Origin of the sequence: Prevotella sp. AGR2160 (assembly GCF_000424185.1) — a bacterium.
In the GTDB taxonomy this organism is placed as follows: domain Bacteria; phylum Bacteroidota; class Bacteroidia; order Bacteroidales; family Bacteroidaceae; genus Prevotella.
The window spans coordinates 1-21,083 of the sequence record NZ_AUJK01000004.1 but is presented as its reverse complement, the minus strand read 5'-3'; the positions used below and the strand labels follow the sequence as shown (position 1 = coordinate 21,083).

General features: G+C 47.1%; 20 protein-coding genes. 12 read left to right on the top strand and 8 right to left on the bottom strand.

Features of this window, described 5'->3' with window-relative positions:
• Window positions 1-180 precede the first annotated feature (180 nt).
• The 11 genes from G604_RS13435 (at window position 181) to G604_RS0103890 (ending at window position 13,115) form a co-directional block, all read left to right on the top strand.
• The gene (locus G604_RS13435) at window positions 181-1,137 is read left to right on the top strand and encodes an ATP-binding protein (RefSeq protein ID WP_231376037.1); all 957 of its coding nucleotides are present in this window, start codon (window positions 181-183) and stop codon (window positions 1,135-1,137) included.
• 329 nt (window positions 1,138-1,466) lie between these two features.
• Entirely contained in the window at window positions 1,467-2,222 is a 756-nt protein-coding gene (locus G604_RS0103935) for a helix-turn-helix transcriptional regulator (RefSeq protein ID WP_028909425.1), read from the top strand.
• A 187-nt stretch (window positions 2,223-2,409) separates the two neighbouring features.
• On the top strand, window positions 2,410-4,719 hold the full coding sequence (locus tag G604_RS0103930) for a TonB-dependent receptor domain-containing protein (RefSeq protein ID WP_028909424.1): 2,310 nt from the start codon (window positions 2,410-2,412) through the stop codon (window positions 4,717-4,719).
• Between the two features lie 87 nt (window positions 4,720-4,806).
• Window positions 4,807-5,082: a hypothetical protein gene (locus G604_RS0103925; RefSeq protein ID WP_155941847.1), complete on the top strand. Its 276-nt coding sequence runs from the start codon at window positions 4,807-4,809 to the stop codon at window positions 5,080-5,082.
• Window positions 5,083-5,300: 218 nt separating this feature from the next.
• Complete coding sequence (locus G604_RS0103920) at window positions 5,301-6,539, top strand: DUF6043 family protein (protein WP_028909422.1); 1,239 nt, start codon at window positions 5,301-5,303, stop codon at window positions 6,537-6,539.
• 213 nt (window positions 6,540-6,752) lie between these two features.
• Window positions 6,753-7,097, top strand: a complete 345-nt coding sequence (locus G604_RS0103915) for a DUF3853 family protein (RefSeq protein ID WP_028909421.1) — start codon at window positions 6,753-6,755, stop codon at window positions 7,095-7,097.
• A 23-nt stretch (window positions 7,098-7,120) separates the two neighbouring features.
• A complete protein-coding gene (locus G604_RS0103910) occupies window positions 7,121-8,500 on the top strand; it encodes a DUF3987 domain-containing protein (protein WP_028909420.1) in 1,380 nt (459 codons plus the stop codon).
• 172 nt (window positions 8,501-8,672) lie between these two features.
• On the top strand, window positions 8,673-9,563 hold the full coding sequence (locus tag G604_RS0103905) for a PriCT-2 domain-containing protein (RefSeq protein ID WP_028909419.1): 891 nt from the start codon (window positions 8,673-8,675) through the stop codon (window positions 9,561-9,563).
• 151 nt (window positions 9,564-9,714) lie between these two features.
• The gene (mobC, locus tag G604_RS0103900; RefSeq protein WP_028909418.1) at window positions 9,715-10,179 is read left to right on the top strand and encodes a plasmid mobilization relaxosome protein MobC; all 465 of its coding nucleotides are present in this window, start codon (window positions 9,715-9,717) and stop codon (window positions 10,177-10,179) included.
• Between the two features lie 127 nt (window positions 10,180-10,306).
• Window positions 10,307-12,481, top strand: coding sequence for a relaxase/mobilization nuclease domain-containing protein (locus G604_RS0103895; RefSeq protein WP_028909417.1), 2,175 nt, complete (start codon window positions 10,307-10,309; stop codon window positions 12,479-12,481).
• A 37-nt stretch (window positions 12,482-12,518) separates the two neighbouring features.
• Entirely contained in the window at window positions 12,519-13,115 is a 597-nt protein-coding gene (locus G604_RS0103890) for a hypothetical protein (protein WP_028909416.1), read from the top strand.
• Between the two features lie 63 nt (window positions 13,116-13,178).
• On the opposite strand, the gene G604_RS0103885 is transcribed toward G604_RS0103890, so the two are convergent.
• The 8 genes from G604_RS0103885 to G604_RS13420 form a co-directional block, all read right to left on the bottom strand.
• The gene (locus G604_RS0103885; RefSeq protein ID WP_028909415.1) at window positions 13,179-14,246 is read right to left on the bottom strand and encodes a Fic family protein; all 1,068 of its coding nucleotides are present in this window, start codon (window positions 14,244-14,246) and stop codon (window positions 13,179-13,181) included.
• Window positions 14,247-14,380: 134 nt separating this feature from the next.
• Window positions 14,381-16,177: a tyrosine-type recombinase/integrase gene (locus G604_RS13430; protein ID WP_081657643.1), complete on the bottom strand. Its 1,797-nt coding sequence runs from the start codon at window positions 16,175-16,177 to the stop codon at window positions 14,381-14,383.
• Between the two features lie 819 nt (window positions 16,178-16,996).
• Window positions 16,997-17,806, bottom strand: a complete 810-nt coding sequence (gene tatC, locus G604_RS0103875) for a twin-arginine translocase subunit TatC (protein WP_028909414.1) — start codon at window positions 17,804-17,806, stop codon at window positions 16,997-16,999.
• Window positions 17,784-18,065, bottom strand: coding sequence for a twin-arginine translocase TatA/TatE family subunit (locus G604_RS13425; protein ID WP_410524365.1), 282 nt, complete (start codon window positions 18,063-18,065; stop codon window positions 17,784-17,786). Before G604_RS13425 ends, tatC begins: the two co-directional genes overlap by 23 nt.
• Window positions 18,065-18,340: a CXXX repeat peptide modification system protein gene (locus G604_RS0103865; protein ID WP_028909413.1), complete on the bottom strand. Its 276-nt coding sequence runs from the start codon at window positions 18,338-18,340 to the stop codon at window positions 18,065-18,067. Before G604_RS0103865 ends, G604_RS13425 begins: the two co-directional genes overlap by 1 nt.
• A 252-nt stretch (window positions 18,341-18,592) precedes the next feature.
• On the bottom strand, window positions 18,593-18,916 hold the full coding sequence (locus G604_RS0103860) for a hypothetical protein (protein ID WP_028909412.1): 324 nt from the start codon (window positions 18,914-18,916) through the stop codon (window positions 18,593-18,595).
• A gap of 8 nt (window positions 18,917-18,924) precedes the next feature.
• Complete coding sequence (locus tag G604_RS0103855; protein ID WP_028909411.1) at window positions 18,925-19,875, bottom strand: CXXX repeat peptide maturase; 951 nt, start codon at window positions 19,873-19,875, stop codon at window positions 18,925-18,927.
• A 3-nt stretch (window positions 19,876-19,878) separates the two neighbouring features.
• Window positions 19,879-20,814, bottom strand: coding sequence for a radical SAM peptide maturase, CXXX-repeat target family (locus tag G604_RS13420; RefSeq protein WP_255347074.1), 936 nt, complete (start codon window positions 20,812-20,814; stop codon window positions 19,879-19,881).
• A 131-nt stretch (window positions 20,815-20,945) separates the two neighbouring features.
• On the opposite strand from G604_RS13420, the gene G604_RS13415 reads away from it, so the two are divergent.
• Window positions 20,946-21,083, top strand: a 138-nt coding sequence (locus tag G604_RS13415; RefSeq protein ID WP_155941846.1) for a helix-turn-helix domain-containing protein, incomplete at its 3' end; no start/stop codon positions are given.

Below are 21,083 nucleotides of genomic sequence, written 5' to 3'. Positions count from 1 at the left end.
ACTTTATTTCGGAGCAAAACGGGTCGTTTTGATTTTCTATCTAACTGTCAGAGACCTTGTTTCGGAGCAAAATGGAACACTTCCCTCCCCAACTCGCAGTGCTTGTCACGGAGCAAAGTCCCCCATTTGGCAAAATAGCGATACATTTGCAACTCGGATTACCATAAAAATTCGAGTATCATGGCAGCAAAAAGTATTGAGATGTCAAAATTGAAAGAACTAATCAGGCTCCACAAGGAGCAAGTATCAAACCGCAAGATCGGACGTATGCTTGGCATGGACAAGAAGACTGTCGGCAAGTATGTCAAGCTCGTGGACAAGGATTCCATCGGACCGGACGGCTTGTTGAAGTTGGAGGATCCTGTGCTTGAGCACCGCTATACGGGCGGTAATGCAGCGTACAGCGAGAAATGCTTCCAGGATCTTGCCGGGCGTTTGGAGTATATCACAAAGGAACTGGGCAAGACCGGCGTGACGATGTGTCTGCTTTGGGAAGAGTATCGTAAGGACTTCCTCGAGACACGCAAGACCATGGATATAACCTTGGGCGAGGGAATGGAAATGAAGCTCCAATCGAAGCGTGACAAAAGACGGGTGAGCCGTCTTGCAAGGCTTCTCAAGAACGCCCGGTTCCGCTATGAGGCAAGCATTGAGAGAATTATCTTCGACAAAACCAAAGGACGGGACAAGGACCGTATCATGCAACTCTCAACATGCGACTACCTCAAAACCGGTACATCTGTGCTTATATCAGGCCCGACGGGAGTTGGCAAGAGCTATCTCGCCACTGCGCTCGGACGGCAGGCATGCATGTACGGCTACAAGGTCAACTACTACAATATGCAGAAGCTGAGTGAGGCCATAAACATGGCACGGATAGAGTCGAGCATATCCAAGTTCTTCGACAAGCTGTCCGGCATCGATCTGCTTATCGTGGATGACTTCGGACTTGTCAAGCTCAGCGGGCAGCAACTCATAGACTTTATGGAGATCATTGAGGACAGGCATGCAAGGAAGTCAACCATCATCGCAAGCCAGTTACCGATATCAGACTGGTATGATGTCCTTGCGAAAAACAAGACCATAGCAGACTCGATCATCGACCGAATAGTTAAAACTTCATATCGTTTTGATTAAAAGGAGACAGTTTAAGAAAATAGTTATTAATTTTGTCGTACCATCTGTATCGGCATGTTCAAAGTGGGGGAATATGACCGAAACAGGTGGGGGGGCTTGTGCCGAAATAAGCAACTATTGCATGGAGCATGGGGTAGAGTATGACAAATAATAAGGCAATGCAACAACATAGAACAGAAATTCGGGAAAAACAGTATTGATATTGAGGCGCTGCGCGAGCTCTTTGCAAGCAAAGCGGCATAGCCGAGCATTGCGAGCGCGAGGGTAAGGAGGGGACTTACCGTAAGGGCGTCCGTTCTACAGTATAACAGAATAAAACAAAGAGCAATATGGTACAGATAGACGATTTCTTTTTGTACGAGAACCGCGTGGAGGGCATCACCGATGCCGACTACCAGAGGGCACAGCCTTACGTGGAGGCGGCGCAGGCTTTCGCGCAGACCACCTACCAGAGCATCTACATCATCGACTACTACCGCAAGAACTTCCTCTACGTCTCGGACAATCCGCTCTTCCTCTGCGGACACACTGCCGACGAGGTACGCCAGATGGGCTACGGTTTCTACCTGAGCCACGTGCCTGAGGACGAGGTGCCGATGCTCACCGAACTAAACCGCTCCGGGTTCCGTGCCTTCTACGACGAACCTTTGGAGAACCGCCGCCAGTGCATGATGTCCTACGACTTTCACATCACCAACGGCAATCGTCTGTTGCTCGTCAACCACAAGATTACGCCCCTTGCCATGACCACGGAAGGCCGCGTTTGGCTGGCCCTCTGTACCGTCTCGCTCTCGCCCCACAAGGAGGCCGGGCACATCGAATTCTTCCAGTTCCATACGGGCGAGAAGCGCGAGTATTCTTTGGAGGCCCACCGATGGAAGAGCTGCGAGACCATTACCCTGAAGCCTGAGGAGAAGCAGATTCTGACGCTCTCGGCACAGGGCTACACCATGAAAGAGATAGCCGAGAAGATGCTCCGCTCGTTCGACACCGTGAAGTTCTATCGCCGCCAGATTTTCGAGAAGCTCGACGTGCAGAACATTACCGAAGCCCTCGCCCTTGCTACCAATTACGGCCTCGTCTGAAAGGCTACGGGTAGGCGACGGCACGTCGGGAATGACATCATCCCCACGATTTTAACATATTTTGCTACCCAAATGGGTAATTTTTCATCTCCGCGATGCAGAATTACCCATTTGGGTAGTAGATGTTTTTGGTCGTTTCATTTATTTTGCGGGCAAAAACTCGTGCGGGCAAAAACTCGTAAAAGGTATGAAAAGACTGATTTTATTTTCAATGATGTGCCTCGTGGCGATAGTCTCGGCAGCACAGGACATCAGCGGCAGGGTGATTGACGAGCAGGCCAAGCCGATGCCGTTTGCCAATGTTGTGCTCGTCAGCCGTGCCGATTCCGCTTTCATCGCAGGAACCATGACCAAGGACGACGGAACATTCAGCATCAGCACCGACATACAAGATGGTCTGCTGAAAGTGACAAGTGTTGGATATACGACAAAGTATCTCGATGCACGGACGGGCAATGTGGGCGATATCCAGATGCAGCCAGACACGAAAGAGTTGGGTGAAGTGGTGGTGAAGGGCGAACGTCCACAATATAAGATGACCGCGGGAGGCATGACCGTCGATATTCAGAACTCGCTGCTGAAGGATGTCGGCACGGCTGACGATGTACTGTCGATGCTGCCACAGGTACAGGGTGGCGACGGCAACTTCACCGTCTTTGCCAAAGGTACACCTGAAATCTACATCAACAACAAGAAAGTACAGAACGCCCGCGAACTGAAGCGGCTGAAGTCCACCGACATCAAGAGCGTGGATGTCATTACCTCGCCTGGTGCCAAGTACAATGCAGAAGTCGGGGCGGTCATCCGCATAAAGACGAAGAAGCGTCAGGGCGACGGCATCAGCATGGAGGCATCCAGCCAAGTAAAATATAACGAGAAATGGACAACCTACGACGATGCCACGGTAAAATATCGCACGGGCGGTTTGGAGGTGTTCGGAAACATGATGATCAATAACGACAACCATTCCGAGGACAATACAATAACGACTGACATCCGGGCAAACGGTAATCACGTAAACATCATACAAGTATGTCCCAACAATTTTTGGTACACCATGCTTGGCGGACAGATAGGATCCAGTTATGACTTCAATGATGAAAACTCCATCGGTTTCTCCTATACTTTAAGCGGGGCACTCTATGGAAGAGGAACGGCTCAGACACAGCAGACCATCACACGAAACAACGCCCCCGAAGGAATGGTTGACCAATTTATTGAAATGAATATAAGTGACCGCCCGCAGCATGAGGCAAACATCTACTATGTGGGCAAGGCCGGGAAACTCGGCATTGACTTCAACGGCTCGTGGATATGGGAGAAAAACATGCGCGACCAGGCATCCTTTGAACATAGTCTGCAACTGGCCGACCGTACCGTGACTACCCACAACGAGAACCGCAACCACATGTTGGCAGGAAAACTGGTGCTGACCTATCCGATATGGAAAGGCGAACTGAGTGCTGGCACGGAAATGTCACGTTCCAACAGCCACGGAATCTATAGTAATGTGGAGCAAGTGATGGCTCCGTCCAATGATGAAATCAAGGAAAGCAATGTAGCGGGATTTACCGAATACAAGTTGAAGTTGGGTGATTGGAGTCTCAACGGCGGACTACGTTACGAGACCGTCACGTCCGACTACTATTCCTTCGGTCAGTACCAAACAGAGCCGAGCCGCAAATACCACGATCTGTTTCCGAATCTCTCCGTCGGCTGGCAAAAGAACAAATGGGGCATCCAACTAGGCTATAACAAGCGCATCAGTCGCCCCAACTATCAGGCTCTGAACTCAAACGTGCAATACGATAATCGCTATGAGTACGAAGGCGGGAATCCTTTGTTGCGCCCTACCATCAAGCAGAACATCGACCTTAACGTCACCTACTCATGGCTGAACTTCACAGCAGGCTACGGCTACAACAAGGATTTGCGACTGAACTTTGGCTATCTGTATCAGGAAGGAACAGAGATCACCATCTGGACCAACCGCAACTTCGACAAGTTCGAGAGTTTCAACGCTTCGCTGACTGCCTCGCCCAAATTCGGTTTCTACAGTCCCACGCTGACATTGAGCTATTGGCAGCAGAACTTCGACACCCAGGCATACGGCCTCGCCACAAAACGCAACAAACCTGAATGGCAGATAAACTTCCGCAACTGGTTCACCATTAACAAAGCCACGAAGGCGATGCTCTATCTGCATTATTCCACCAGCCACGATTATGGCTTTAACCACTATGCTCATGAATTTAACATCAACGCGCGAGTACAGAAGACCTTCCTCGACGGCAACCTCACCGTAGCCCTCTTTGCCAACGACATCTTCCGCAATCTCCGTGAACGATGGACGGGCTATTATCCCGTTTCCACAACGGCAAAGGATGCTTATGTCTATACACAAAGCGTCGGTGTATCGCTTACATATAACTTCAACGCCACAAACTCAAAGTACAAAGGTACGGGTGCTGGTAATGAGGAAAAGAAAAGGCTCTAAAACATCCCAACTATGCAGAACAACTTCAAATACATAAATCTCTCATGGGCCGTGGTGGGCATTTGCGAAAATGATCGCCAGCCCCTTTTGGTTCATATCCCAGGCATCGACAAGGATAAGGCCGCAGCCGTGGAGCATTACGTCATCGGCTACATGGCCTTCTGGCACATCGCCTTTGTGGATGAAGACCGCCTCGTACCATGCCGCGACGACACCCTGCGCAACGAGGCCCGACAGAAGATAGACCGCTACATCGCCGACCATCCGCCCGTCGAGACCTTCCCCCGCTTCTACCTTGTTCTTCTTCGCCAACCCATCGCCCCGATGGAACCCGACGGCATGAGCCGCGTGTATCAGATGTAAAATAGGCAAATGTCAGACAAATGTCAGGAAAGACATTCATTTGTCAGGCATAAATGACTTAACAGACCACATAGAAATTCTAAAATATCCTAATAGATAAGAAGTTATCTGTGCGCTATAGCGTCAAATCAAACGTAAATGCTTATTTTTGTAGACAATATCATTGAAGCCGACCCTGCAAAGAGCCGACTTTTTTAGTATGAAACAATTGATTGGACATGGATAAAAAGGAAAGAGAAGCCATCAGACAAAGGAGAGATGAAGCCATTGCGTTTGTGTCTGCCGAGATGACAGGGAAAAAGAAAAGGTATGCCGCCTTCGTAAAGGAGATCGAGGGTACTTCTTTGGAAGGGGGCGCACCGGGAATGGAGAAGTTGGGTGCTTTGATGTCGAGATGCCTTCCACAAGATTGCAAAACGATGCTTGAAACTGCCTTCCGCGTCTTCTTCGGTGATGGCATCGGAAATGAACTTGAAGACGCATTCAATGCCAAGAACTATGACAACCTTGCCCGGGAATGTGTCGTCAACCGTAGAACCATTGCGGTCAGTTATGACGGGAACATATCAGTTACCGACAAGAAAGAGGAACCGTTCGATGGGCTGTATCTGGATATGGAGGAATATGAGAAGCTGAAAAACAGCATTCCGCCGATGATGCGGCAATCATTTATCGACACTTTGTCCTTTATGTTTGAGACAGAGGCGGAACTAAAGGAATACATGACGGCCATGAACAATTGCATCATGTTCCTTTACGTAGTCTTGGGCGTAAACGTCCCGACCATGTTCGAGAATCTGAGGACGATCGTCCGTGAAGAAAAAGACGAGACTGCCATCTTCGCCTACTACTATATATTCAAAGACAGGGGACTGCAGAAAGTGGCAAAGCTGCTGCCGTCCATTTTGCAGACAGGTGAGGCAGGATACCCGGGACTCGGGATATTCAGTGGGATCGTCAGCAATTTTGTCTCTGCCTCTACTGCCATGGGCATTCATGACAAAAGCTCATGGAGGGAAGTGATGGATGAAACAGACAGTGATGATTTGTGGAAAGAGGTAGCTAACGCTCTGCGCTATGCCGAGGATAACCACGGGCAGAAGAAAGAGTTGGTGTCATTGGAAGACATGCTGAAAGACGACACACACGGAGAAATCATGCTGGCGATAGGACAGTTCACAAAAGAATATGACGAGTCTATTGCCATGGCCTATCTGCTCATAGCACTTGAAAGGACCAGCTGCATGAAGAGACATTACCCCTTCTCCACCTTTGTTGAAGCTGTCAACAAGCGGTTTGGAAAAGAATACACCTATCAGAAAGCACAGAGACGCTACAGTGAAATCAGCAGTATGCCCGGCATGCTGAAGGAGAATAAGAGCAGCATGAGGAAAGCTAAGAAGATCATTGAGGAATGGAAGGAGGTATTCCTCAACTGCAACGCCGGTGATTCTTGACGGCCAGCAACATGCTATTATAAATATTTTACCAAGAGGGAAAAGCAATGGACTCACAGAGACTCCATTGCTTTTTTGTTGCTGTATAAACTGTACAGAGGCTCAATGACATTCTATTTTTTGGTACAAAAAATTAAAGTGCTTTTCATTGTACCAAAAAGCCCGGAAAAGCCTGTTACCTTTGCAGCGAAATTAAATCTTAACACTAATCTTATGGAACACGTATTTACTTTCGAGACTTTATTGCAGACACCTGTCTGCATGATGACCGGAGAGCAGCTCGCTTTCCTTGTAAGTAACCTGCCACTGCTCAACAAGCAAGGCGATAAGGCGTCGTCAGACACAGAGTTACCGAAGCCGCGTCGCCTTGTCTATGGCATCAAGGGCATTGCCGACACCTTCGGCTGCAGCATCCCCACTGCCAACCGCATCAAGCGGAGTGGCGTCATCGATGATGCCATCACACAGGTGGGGCGCAAGATCGTCGTGGATGCTGACCTGGCACTGAAGCTCGCAGCATCCGCTAAAGCTAACGGCACTGCAATCACCAATTCCTGAAGACTATGGCACAACCTAACGAAATGAACGAAGTTGCTATCCGCCCCGACGCACTCATGGACAAGCCCGTCCATGAGTTGCCGGCGGACTACCTGATGGCAGAGGTGTCGGAGATTGCCGACATCATTGCGCAGGTGATGGACTGTTCTGAGGATATCGTCATCTCCACGATGTTTGCGGTGGTGTCCGGTGCAGTGGGAACGAAGGTAAGCGTGTTTGACGGCAAGTACACCAATATGCTCAACATCAACGTCTGCCATGTGGCTCCACCCGGAAGCAACAAAACACAGCCGGTGAGTCTGCTGGTAAAGCCCTTGGAAAACATCAGCTTGCAGAAGCATCTTGCCTACAAGGAGGAGAAGCAGCGTTGCCTGGAGTTGAAGGACACGACAAACATGCCCAATCCGCAGATACTCTATGTCTCCAATCCGACACCCGAAGCCATCAACAAGATGCTGGCATGGAACCCACACGGACTGTTTGCCCGCCGTGATGAGCTCGTGGGCTTCATCGAGGACCTGGGCGGACGCTACAGCAATGGCAGCGGCGGCATCCCCGACTTCCTGTCCATCTTCACCAACGAGCACATCTCTATCATCCGTGCCGGCGACGAGCCGCTGATCATCCCCAAACCGTATCTGACGGTTGTCGGAGGCATACAACCGGGTATTCTCCCCACAATACTGGGTAAGGAGCAGATGATAAACAGTGGTTTCAACTACCGCTGGCTCTTCGTCGCGCCGGAGATAAAGGTAACTCTTGAGCGGTCGCTGACAGGTATCGATTCGATGGTGCTTGACTACTGGGAACAGCTGATCGTGAAGTTCCATAACATCGCGCCGATGACATTCACCTTCGATGACGAGGCACAGCTGCTTCTCAACGACTACTTCCGTGAGATAAGAATGAAGAAGTGCGAGGGGAATGATGTCTACATGGACGAGGTGCGCGACAAGCTGTTCATCTATCTTGAGAAGTGGGCGGCGATAGCCACGCTGCTCCATGGTGATGAGATTGAGTTCTTCGCCAACATACCCAAGGAGGAGATGGGCGACCACTTCGTCAACGACACGCCGTGCAAGCCTGTCATCACTGGCGAGGCAGTAGCGTTTGCTATCAGATGTATGCATATCTTCGAGGGATGGGCGCAGAAAGTTCACGGGATGCTGCAAGCCAGCGATGCCCCGCGGCAGATTACCCTTGGCGATGCTGTCCGTACCCTCAACCGGTTCCATCCCATCACGAACAAAAGCAAATTTGCTGAAAGCTGTGGAATGACACGTGAGCAGCTGTACAAGTATCTGCCGAAAGCCAGCACACAGTCCGGTCTGTCCGATGACACAATCAACAACTCCGGGGTTACACCTCAAGACGCTATAAATACCAATGAACAAAGCAATTAGTGGCAGTGTAACTGTAACCCTGTAACCTTTCGATCCTCTACAGCATGGAGGAATAAATCTAACGACGGTCGTGGTTACACGGTTACGGTTACACACCGCTGAAAGCCAATGTTTATGGGCGCTTACGGGGAATACGGGTGTAACCCTCACAGAAAACAATATAGTATACATGATGAACAAATCCATATTCGACAAGACCATCACGGTCTATAACAACGCCTACGACAACGTGGGCAGGAAGCAACTGCTGTCAGAATTTCTTTTCGGTGACGACCACCGTGAGGAGATAATACGGATACGAGCCACTGAGGACAAAACCATCCGTTCAGCACTCAAGCGGCAATTGCCATGCGCCACCGTCAGTGGAGTCTTTGAGCCGACACGCTGCAGCAAGAATCTAAAGGAGCACTCCGGCTTCATCTGCCTTGACATAGATAGGCAGGATAATCCGAACATCCACGACTGGGAGAGTTTGAAATGGCAACTGGCTGCGATACCGCAGATCGCCTACGCCAGTCTGAGCGTCAGCGGCAGGGGCGTGTTCCTGCTTGTACCCATCAAGTATCCGTCATGCCACAAGGGACAGTTTCTGCAACTCGCCGATGACTTCTCCCGGATGGGCATCACCCTTGACCGTAACTGTTCTGACATCTGCCGGCTCAGAACCAAGAGTGCTGACGACCGTCCCTTCGTCAATGAGCATGCGCTTGTATATAATAAGGTAAAGGTCAAAGAACACCCGAAACCTATTCGCACCGCAGACTTCTCTCCTGACAAGGACGGTAATATTATCGGACAAGTAGCTCGATGCTGCAAGGTGGTAGCGGAGAGGAATATTGACATCACCTCCACCTACGACAACTGGATAAAAGTCGGCTTTGCCCTTGCCAGCCTTGGAGAGAGTGGTAGAGAATTTTTTCACTTATGCAGCAGCCAGAACGAGAAGTATGACCGGCGTGAGACCGACCGAAAATTTGACAGCTTACAGAGAGGCAACGGCGGCATTACCATCGCCACCTTCTTCAAAATCTGCAAGGATTATGGTGTCTCACTTTATCACTAAATTGATGAGCAATCTTTTGAAAGTTGATGGGGGCAAGTTATGCCGTTTGTCATGACAACGGCAACTTGCCCACCCTTCAAGGGATGGGATCCAGTTCGCTCGAAACTCGCTCTCTTTATCACTTTGTATATAAAACAAACCTGATGATAACATGAAGAAAAACACACAAAACAAAACGGAGTTCATACAGTTCCGTGTGGACTCCACAGTGAAGAATTTGGCGAAGAAGATCGCCAACGAACATTTCGACGGGAACATGAGTGACATGTTCCGCTACTCACTTTATCACTGCGACTTCTGTGGTGCCGGTGGCAACGCCGAACTCGACCGATTAGGAAATAGTTTTACACGTATGAGTGAAGATGCGTCTAAAATGCTGGCAGCTGTACATGATGATTACATCAACCAGAACCGGGAGTTGAACCGCATCGGCAACAACATCAACCAGATAGCCTATCATGTCAACGCGCAGGCAATGTCCAGTCCGACACCGGTGACACGCCAGGCAGCGGACAACTTGGATGTTATCCGGAAGGCGATGAACTCTGCCCGAACTGTCAACGCCAACATCTGGAAGAGAGTGAAAGACTATTTTACCACAGTACAACAACCATAACATGACCACGGCATGGTCATCACATGACCGGGCTTTGGTCATCTCCCGACCATGGTTTGGTCATTGTCTGACCACAGTATGGTCACCACATAACCACCGAATAGTCAAAACCAATAACACAGAGATTATGATTATCAAGAAACTACAGTCCGTCCACGGTGGCGTGTTCCCCGGGGCGGCTTACAACGAGAAGAAGGTCCTGGAAGGAGTAGCTGAGCTCGCGGGCTATGCCAATATCGACGGCAACTTTCTGCATACCTTGCGCACGCTTCATGGCGTGGGCATTGACGGCAGCAAAGAGGTGGAGCGGTATCTGCAAGGTCGATCCGAGACCTATGGCAACACCCGCTCAACGCAATGGCAGCTGCATCTTGCCCTATCCTGCAAGGGACAGGAGAAGAACAAGGAGCAGCTGGTCAGCATAGCCCACGCCATGATGCGTGAATACGGCATGGGCTGTCAGCCGTACTTCATCTACTTCCACCATGACACGGAGAACAACCACGTGCACATCCTCACAACGAGGATAACCGAAAAAGGACGGCTGATGTCTGACCATCACGACTATCGCAGGCTCAATGCCGCACTCAACCGGGTCGTCTGCGAGGACCAGCAGAATGACATCAGACGGATGTTCGGGTACAGTTTTACGACCGAGGGACAACTGATGAACATCGCACGCGAATTCAACTATAAGGTTGGGGAGTCGAAAGAAGGCAACGGCATACTGTCGTTCTATCATGGCGGTGCCGAGACCATCAGAGTCAGACGCAGTGACATTGAGGCACGGATTGCCGAGGTGAAGACAGACAAGCGCGACATAGCACGACGGGAGGAGACAGCCAAACGCTTAAAGGCCATCATCATCAAGTACAGAGAGTTGAGTCTGAAGCAGGCCCCTTATAGTGATGATGACCAAAAAATGAAATCGGAAGGCAAAGAGGAAGAGCATGCCAAGACCAAGAAAGAGTTGATGAAACGAAAGAAGGTCAAGATTCTTCCTGAAGTCAAGAAGCTGACCGATGCCAAAGGCAAACCGCTCTCCAAGCTGGAACAGTATCAGATGCAATGGTTCATCGACGAGCTCCGCAATAAGTTCGGCATAGCTGTCCATTTTCAGAAAGACAAGAACGGCGTGGTCCGAGGCTATGGGATCGTTGACCATAATAATAAGGTGGCACTCAACGGCAGTGAGGTGATGAAACTCGCAGACATCATAGGCATCACGGAGTGGAAGGCTGCACAGGAATCGAAAGCAATTCGAAAGACAACTAAGCGTGTGGATAAAACGTCATCGGTTTCTAAGGCTAAGCCTTCAGATAATGTCAAGTTGCCAGCATGGTCAAATAAGGGAGTTGAGCAAAGTGACATTCCGAAATGGGCTGATCTGTGGAATAACAGAGACCTACACTCTGGAGCCAATGACTCAGATTCGGACAGGGTCAAAAAGACGAGTGCATCTGATACGGGGACAAGTCAAAACCGCACTGCGACACGACCGTCATTCGACAACCGCAGCCAGGCACCTGCAAGCAAAGAAAACGAGACTCCTAAGGAGACAGTCAAGGCTACCATCTACAGCTCCGACAGTACGCTTGACATTTACCGCCCTATGTTCAGGGCAAGAGCTTGCTCCGTGAATGGCAAAAACATTGTCCGCATGGAGTTGGACGGCAAGACGTACGACCATACCATCACCGATAACCAGACGGAATGGTATTGCAAGGCGCCGGCTGAAGCCCATGACGACATTGCTATCCGGCTTGCCGTGTTCTACTTCTACAAGGAGATTTACGAGTCCTACCGCCGGCAGTTGGCAGAGGCGTATGTCAAGGTGGGTGGAAACGCATTGGAGTTGCCTGAGGGGGACGTAAGGTGCTACAAACTGATGAATGGATTGTGGCGCGTGGCTTTCGACAGTAACGGCAGCACCATTCATTACGACCTCACGGACCAGGAGAGCCGGATGATGAACAGACTCGACGGCAACAAGGCTGCGTTCAACGAGACAAAAGTGCGTCTCTTCAAGGAGCATGTTGCCCGTGACGAGGCAAATGCCATCGTGCGGAACCTTAGATATGACGACATTGGCGTGTATCCGAGTTACGCAAGTAAGGATGATGCACCGGACAAGATAGCCTCGTTTATAAGTCAGCATCAGCAACTGATGCAGAGACTGATGAGTGTCCTCACACATTATACCGGCAACGGCTTTAACCGTGAGTTTGAGGTAGGCGGCAAACGCGGCCGTTGGGACGACATCGATGACGAGCGCCGCTTCAAGGGCGGTATGTCAATGTAGAGAACAAAAAAGTATTCACCAATAAACTTATACTACTATGGAAACACGTAATTCAACAGACAAGAATCTTCATTTTGGCGATATTCATGAGCTGGTCAGACGGGTCAATGAGGCTCCAACTCCATCCTGGCAGAAGTCAACGGAAATGCCTAAGCCGAAGAAAGTGAGCAACAGAAAACGCATGAGTCAAGACAGCAAGCCTGTCCCTGAATTTCATTCGAGCACGGAGGATAAAGCGGATGCAGAAGTGCCTAAACTCTCCACTGGCGGGACTAAGGATGACAACGGCAAGCGTACACAAGACTCAACGAAGAAGGCCTGTTCAAAGGCGAAGACAGTGCCGAAGGAGAACGGAAGCAAGGCGTCTTCGAAGCCGAAAGGTGCAGTCAAGACACTGGAGCCCTCCAATGGGCCAATTCCTTCAGAAGGATTATCCGCATTGTGGCATCTCGCTTCAGCTTCCAAGGCCGGGAAGATTGCCGAGTCGCAAGTGTGGATAGACAAGGGACTGTACCGTCAGATTGAGGCTTTCAACCTTAGATGTGGCAAGCCCGTACCGACCAAGCATGTCGTCAATGCCATCCTGCGGATGTTCGTGGATGAGCACAAGGCGGAGATTCAGAAAGCAAAGTAGGTATCTCATTCTCACAGATTCACATATATTATAATGTGATTCTGTGAGAATGCTATTATGTCTTTACACCGAGGGTGAGGCAAACACATACCAGGCGCCACCTTCACCACGCCGCTCTATATAGCCTTTGTCCGTCATCTGGCGAAGTTGCTTTTTGACAGCTGAGGTGGCTATGCCAGCCTTTTGGCTTAACGACTCGATGGTGATATCCGGATCGTCTTTAAGGGCCTTCAGAATGACAGGCGTTGACTTGCTGCGGAACGTAATCTTCTGTCCGTCATACCACCAGACATTGGGAGACTGCTCCTTGACAAAGTCGATGTCATATTCAAGTTCCGTTGTTACAAGTTTCTGAAAATAACGGGCAAACGCTCCTATCTGCTGAAAAGAGGCATGGGCTCCATCGGAGGGCGTCGGACCGATGGCTACATCTGACTGGTGCAAAGCGTCTATGTACTGACTCTTATTGCGGTTTCTTACAACCACCATCGGCCAATCGTGCCGGGCGAGGATGTAGTTTACCATCAGTCGCGCTATTCTGCCATTGCCATCTTCGAAGGGATGTATGCGGATGTATCTGTAATGGAACAAGGCGGCCAACTGGACGGGTGTCAGCGCCCCTTGGGTTTCTTCTTCATTATACCAGTCTACGAGGTCGGTCATGAGTGCTGGTGTCTCTTCCGGCGATGCATAATCAAACCGGTCACCGTAGCGGGTTATCACACTGTTAGGGCGGGTCTTGTATCTTCCTGCATGTATGGTGTAACTTGTCTGCTCGCCACCGGGCAGCGTTCTGTAAACCTTGTAGTCCTCACGCAGCAATGTGTGATGGAGCGTACGGATAAAGTTCTGTGTCAGTGGCATTGAGCTCAGATGCGCCTGCTCCTCCATCATCTTCAGACTTACCTGACTGGCCTTCATGTCATTGAAGTCCTTCAAGTCGCCATCACCACTGACTTTGCCGAAAAGCAACAGCAGCTCTGTCTGCCCATAGGTAAGGGTATTGCCTTCCATGTGATTGCTGTTGAAGTTATAGTCAACGGTAAACCGCTGGCTCAGCAGATATTGCTTGCGGCTTTCTAACGGCTGCAAGCTCTTCCAGATGGCATATAGTTGGTCTAACTTCTTCATATTTTCGAAATGTTACCGGTTAAAGGTGGCCACTGGCCACCTTTGGAAGTATTATTATAACGATTTCATCTTCGTTCTATTGCGTCACGGCGGAATAAAAATCTTGTTCATCTTCACTTCAATTTGCTTGTTACTCAATCTGCTTTAATGTTTAATCTACTCTTGATGACATCCAAAGTGAGCGCATGGCCTTTAACCGTTTCTCTGATTAAGTTCTCATACTGATCCATCAGTTCTCCCCAGTGTCGGCGTTCCTCATAATGTGCATCACCTTCCTTAGCATCGCGAATTTGTTCATATTCTGCTTGACTGTATTCTCTGCCGACATGATGGTAAATCGACTTACGGTCTATGGTAAACCGCACTGACAATGGATAATTCTCGGGATTCTTCCTGTTCGTCCGCTTGTCAAGTGTGAGCGAAAAAGTGCAGTTGCGGTCACGAAATGACAGTGCTGCCTTCAGGCGTGCCTGACGCTCGCGCATGATCTCTTCAAGCTCTTCCAGCGGTAGTGTCGAAAGGCAGTTCAGAATCTTCTGCTTTCGTTGTTCGGTATTACTCTTGATGTCCAACAACAGAGAATTGTATTCCATCTGCTTCGCCAATGGGTAATGCTCAATGTAGAGTTCCGTCACCGAATGATCGGGCATAGAGTGTCCCATACTCTCAGAGATGTAGTTCATCTCAACACCTGCATTACGAAGGTTCGTAGCGAAAGAATGGCGGCACCACGTTCCACTGGGGCGAATATCCCAGTGAAGGCACTCGTCGCAGATCCTTATCACACGATCCTTCACATTAGAGTTCTCCTGTGAGGTCAGCCGCCGAACTGTTTTCTCGTCAGTGGCCCCATTCAGAATCCAAGGAAAGACAGCCTTGTCCATCTCCGGTGTTGCGGCAATGTCATGCAGAATATAACGCAGTGGCTCGATGATGGGAATGATAACCTCCGCACCGTTCTCACTTCTCCCAGCGGTCTTTTTACGGTTAAACAAAAAAGCCTTTCCTTGTGACTGAAAGTAGAAGTTGTTATACGTGAGTTGGGCTGCATCGGCAAGGTTGAAGCCATTGCAGAGATATTGTACGAGGAAAAGGCCAAGTGACTGATGCGCCTTCTCCGTATAGACCTTTCCCCATGCGTCCGGATACTTATGGTCTCGGAAGATATAGTAGAGCTCGGTCATCTGCTCCACATTAAGAAATCGATCTTTGCGTGTTGCCCCTTTCGGGATGTTGACCAGACCAAGGGCTTTTCTGTTGGAGAAAGGGTATTCAGCATTTGACAAATAGCCAAGCCTGACACACTCGTTCCATACCACACGGGCAGTACGGAGATAGATACCACGGGTCGCATCGGCTATCTTGCCGATTGTCTTCCCTTTTTTGTCTTCCACGCCGTTCCTCATCCCATCACTCCATTTCTGCAAGGTTTCAGAGTTGATCTTGAATCCGATTACGGGGGTGTTCCATAGTATCTTACTGAAAGAACGCAGAGCACAAGTATACGACTCTGCTGTGGTGAACCGACCTTCCTTGTTCAGACGTTCGATAATCTGCTCCCATATACCGACAAAGGAGATCTCATCGTTGTCACTCTTGCCAGAAATGGAGGTCTTGATTTGTTCAAGCGTAAGGTCATGTCCACGATTCAGACCAGACAGAATTGTCTTATATTTTTCAATGATTACAGCCCATTGTTGTTGGTCTGTATATTTGGCCGAACGGCTCTTTTTAGCATTTGTTACATCTGAAAAATATTGCGGAGTATAACTGCCGCCTATTGGCAGATAGATTGACTTCTTGTCAATCGTAAAACGGACAGAAAGTGGAAATTCATTCGTCCGCGTGCGGTTTGACCGCTTATCGAGAACGATTGAATAGGTACAGTTGCGCTCTCTGCCAGTCATAAAAGAGGTAGCGAGTGTTGCCATATATCTTTACGTTTTAAATTATTTTTATACTTTCTGCGAAAACACGCAGAGATTCGGACTATTTTGCCCCATTTTCATAGACGCGAAAACTATGCGAAAACCAAATAGGTTGAGTTTTGGGGTATTTTGGAGTCTCATCAACTATCGCAAAGTTACTAAATTATTGAATATCAACCAAATAACTAATCGTTAAATATCAATAAAACTTAATTTTTCAGATTCATAATCCGGAGGTCGTGGGATCGTGGCCCACCCCCGCTACACTGAAAATCAAGGAGCTACGTTCAAAACGTAGCTCCTTAATTTTTTATATGGGAAAACAATGGGAAAACAGTCCCCATTTGAAAACGCCATGATACGCAGTGAAGTATCACCGCTTTTTCATCTTCCTCCACGCTATCATAGGAAATCATTGTCCATCAACTTTGGGAAAGTTTGGGTAGTGGGAAAACATTGGGAAAACAAATATCGCAGTTCGTGAGGCTTAAGGATGACGACAAAGGAATGTCCTCACTAGTAAGGTGCAACCCTTGTTGTCGTTCGCCGACCACCAACCAGTCCGAATGTATGGGACGATGTATGGGACTGAATCCTGATCTGTCAAACAGGGAATTTTATGGTTCTTATGAAAGTTATTTCCGGCGTGGTCGTCCTCATAGCTCATAGCAAGCATAATGGCTTCACCGACGAGCGCAAATTTGGCAAGAAGATAATGGCCCTTTCCATTCCAAGTAATCGACGTTCCAAATATCTCTGAGGTCTTCTAACGTTTTTGTAAGAACGAGGAAAACTAAGATGTCAGCAATCACCAGCCAGCTTTTAGTGATTCTGTTCATCTTTAACTTCTACTTTTTTTGTTACCTGAATACTAATCTCGAAAAGAGCATAGAGGGGGATGGAAACCACTATACAAGAGAATAGATCAGGAGGCGTGATTATTGCCGATAGCAGTACAATCAAGACAATAGCATGGCGTCGGTATTTAGTGAGGAAAGATGATTTGATAAGTCCAAACTTTGCCATGAAATACGATAATACAGGCATCTGAAAAATCAACCCCATGATTAATGACAGCGAAAGAAACATCGAGATGTAGCTATCAAGTGTAATATTTATCTTGATGCTTGGGGCGACTTGATATGTTCCTAAAAATCGGAACGACAATGGCAGAATAATGAAATAATTGACAGCTAAGCCTATAAAGAATAGAATATAGACGGCTATCAACGTAATCTTCGATCCTTTACGTTCATTGTCATAAAGAGCAGGCGATATAAAAGAATATATTTCAAAGACTATGTAGGGAGAAGCCAATACAAGAGCTATATAAAGAGATGTTGATACATGTGTCATGAATTGTGAAGAGAGATCAGTACTTATCATGTCTACATGGAAGTTATTTACAGTCATGTTTATTCCCGCTTCGTCAATCCAATGCTGTAATACCTGATAAAGGATAAAATCAGAATTAGTGGGCCACAATAAGATATTCCAAGTCTCCGCCTTAAAATAGAAAATAACGACCATTAATATTGTCGTTATTCCGATAATGCGAAACAACATTTGACGCAGCACCTCAAGATGCCCGCCAAATGTCATGAGTTTATCATTCTTGTTTTCTTTCTTCATCCTTTATATGGTTGGAGTCTTCTTTATAGTCTGCTCCTTTTGAACCAGTCGCAGATTCCTCCTCTTTGTTCTTTGATACTGGTTGTCTAGCTTGTTCTGACGAATTTCCATTAACTGCGTCCTTGAAACTCCGAACGCCTTCTCCTAACCCCTTCATCATTTCTGGAAGTTTTTTACCTCCAAAAAGCAATAGTGCTATACCGGCTACAAGAAGCAATTCTGATGTGCCGATCATTAACAGTTGGTTTAAAAACATCATTACTCCTCCGTTACGAGATAAATATTATTTGTGTTGAAGTCTATTTCCCAATGGCCATTCTGAGACGATTCCCAGTTATATTTACTACTTGTATCGTCCCACCATTGTTGAAACTTGCTACTGGTTTCACCCATGTCCTTCACGAGTTTATTATATAACTCATCATTGTCGGCCGTAACTATTTTCGCTAGTTCAGCTAAGCCATTACGCCGCTCGAAAAGTTGCTGAATCTGCAGTTTCTCAGATTCAGAAACCTGTCCAACTTTCTTTCTCATATTTTAATTTGTTAAATTTTACATGTCAAAATAGTGAGCTCCTGCATGTGCATTAAATTGCATTATACCATCATCAGTTTCAACGGTGAAGTTACCTCTTGATACATGGTAAGAGTAGTGCCGCCCGTTATTAACATACCGGAGTTCATAATTATCACCATACTCCGTATGGCAAACATATACAGTACCTTCACCTGTACATTTTAACTGATATCCTTTACTATGGAATAACGGATCTACTTCTGTATAAGTCTAAAGTTCAACATTGCCGTACTTTTCCCATTGAGGTGTAGATGGCTGAGGTGTTGTTTGCGTATTGGCAGAATAGCGATTAGATAGTGACGAAGCTTCTCGACGTGTCTCAGCAACCATACCTACACCGTCAAAATTAGGCTTCACCTGCTCGGCTTCTTTATTTGCCTTTTCCAATTTTGCCTTTTGCACCTCAAGCTGGGCCTTGTCTTTCTCTAATTGAGCTATCTTTTCACGTGCCTGTTTATCTTCACATGATCCACAGATCATCGTGAGAGCTACACAGACCACTGCGGTTATAATACCGAAATAGTTGACTTTCATACACTTTATTAATTATTTTGCCAATTTCTTTTATTATCAAACGGATCGAGGTAATCTATTTCACATATCTCTCCGAACTCTGGCAAGAAGGTACCATGCTGACGTATACTGCTAAGCAATTTTCTTGATGCATTTCTTTCTATATGCGCTACCACACATTGCTCATGGGATGGCGTGTTAACTTCCAGCGTCGTTTTCCTATTGAGCCAAACGCACCGTTTACACTGCCATGCATCACAATGACGACATATAGGAGCATATTCCAACTTATAGAGCTGTTTATTCTTTATATCAAGGCCTTCTATTAAATCTCCGACTTTGTCTTCTTTATCCTCATAGTAGAAAGCCGGGCAGATGTAGAACTTGCCGTTGGGCGCAAGTGTTATAGTAGTGTCTCCGGCACCACAGTTATTCATCTTACGGAGCATCATTCGATCGGTAAGAATATTCAGTTGTGGTGAGAGCCCTTCTACATACATTTGCTCAACAGCATCAGCAAAATCATTCAAAATACTTTCATACCGTTTGAAATCCTCTTCTTTGAAAGTATCGACATCCGTTATCACGACATCAATCCTCATAGAATGTTTCAATGCTTCTTTCAACTTGTCGGCATGTTGAAAGAGAGAAACTTTGCCTGTCCGTATAATCAAAGGTATATGAAAAGTCACCTTCTCATTAAATTCCCATCCATCCACAACAATTGCATCAGCATCATTTTTCGCAATTGATGCTGGCATGATATTGAAATGATCTACCTCATCAATTGCCCCCAAATATTCTTCAGGCAGTTTATACGATGGATAGACAAACTGTACGGAAAGGTTCTCTTTCATAGCGAATAAAATACCTTTTCGCAGGGTTTCTATTGGCATAAGTTTCTGTCCTGTCTTATCCACAGAATAATGACAGAAAGAAGTACTTGTATCATCAAGAAGAATAACTATATATTGCAACATGGTTTAACAGTTTTGAGCGAAGTTGCTTTGCGGAGCACGATAGGTGCTTTCTGAAGAAACTTTCTTGTTCTCTTTCTCAAGTTTTCTATCCAACTTGTTCCAATAATAATTGTTAGCACGAACACGGGCTTTGTGCATCTTACAGATAGCTGTAGATCGTTGGTAGATAGTAGAAGTGTCTGCTGCATCATAGTTTTCACCTTGACACCATGCACACCCACTGGCCACTTCACAAATTCTACATTTCTCCGGTGATTGAGTCATACGGTCAAGTGTAAGAAATGGACGAAGTTTGTTCAGATCAATTCCATCCCATACATTTCCAATAATAATAGGTTTCTTTGAGCGCAAAGAGTATGCAGCAAAGCGAGTACAAGGGTAAAAATTACCTTCTGCATCGACACTTAGCATCATTCCGGCGCCGCACCAATTGTTGTTCTCCGTAACAGGATTAAGTGGATGCCCGATATTTTGTTGAAAAAACGAGCAAGCGTAATTCTCATAGTAACCACCGTCGATAATCGCATCTGCAAGTTGCATCAACTGGTCTTCAAACAGTATTTCGTCGCCTTCATGCCATACGTACTCAAACACGCAGTTGATATTTACTTCATGAATGCCAAGCCTATATAGATGCAATACACTCTCTTTTATATAAGGAATATCCGCACTACTAATTGTGACCTTTGTGCCCACTCCGGGGAATTCTTTTAACCACAAGGGGATATTATTAACAACATCAGCATATGACCCACGTTCCTCTTCATTTGGGCGTATCTTTTTGTAGATGCGATTTAAATCATGCTTTTTCTGAGTACCGTCAATGGTGATGCCAATACTGAGATGTGATATATTCTTTTTGATAAATCTCTGCAAGTTCAAGATAGAAGTGCAATCGGAGTTGAGGAATATATTGAAAAAATATATACCATAAAACACCGAGGGGACTGGGGGCGAGAAGCCCCCAAGATATCTTGTACTTGATATAGGTTAAGAAAACTGGCAATGACAGATAAAAAGAAAAAGGGGAGAACGCTTTCTCCCCAAAATCAAATATATTTGCATTGCTTATGTACAAACATTTGACTTCAGAGCAAAGGTACGCAATTTCTATGTTGCTTGCAAACAATTCCAAGAAAAAAGATATAGCAGCTGCTATAAAAGTCAGTCCGTCAACCATTACCAGAGAGCTGAAACGCAACAGTAGC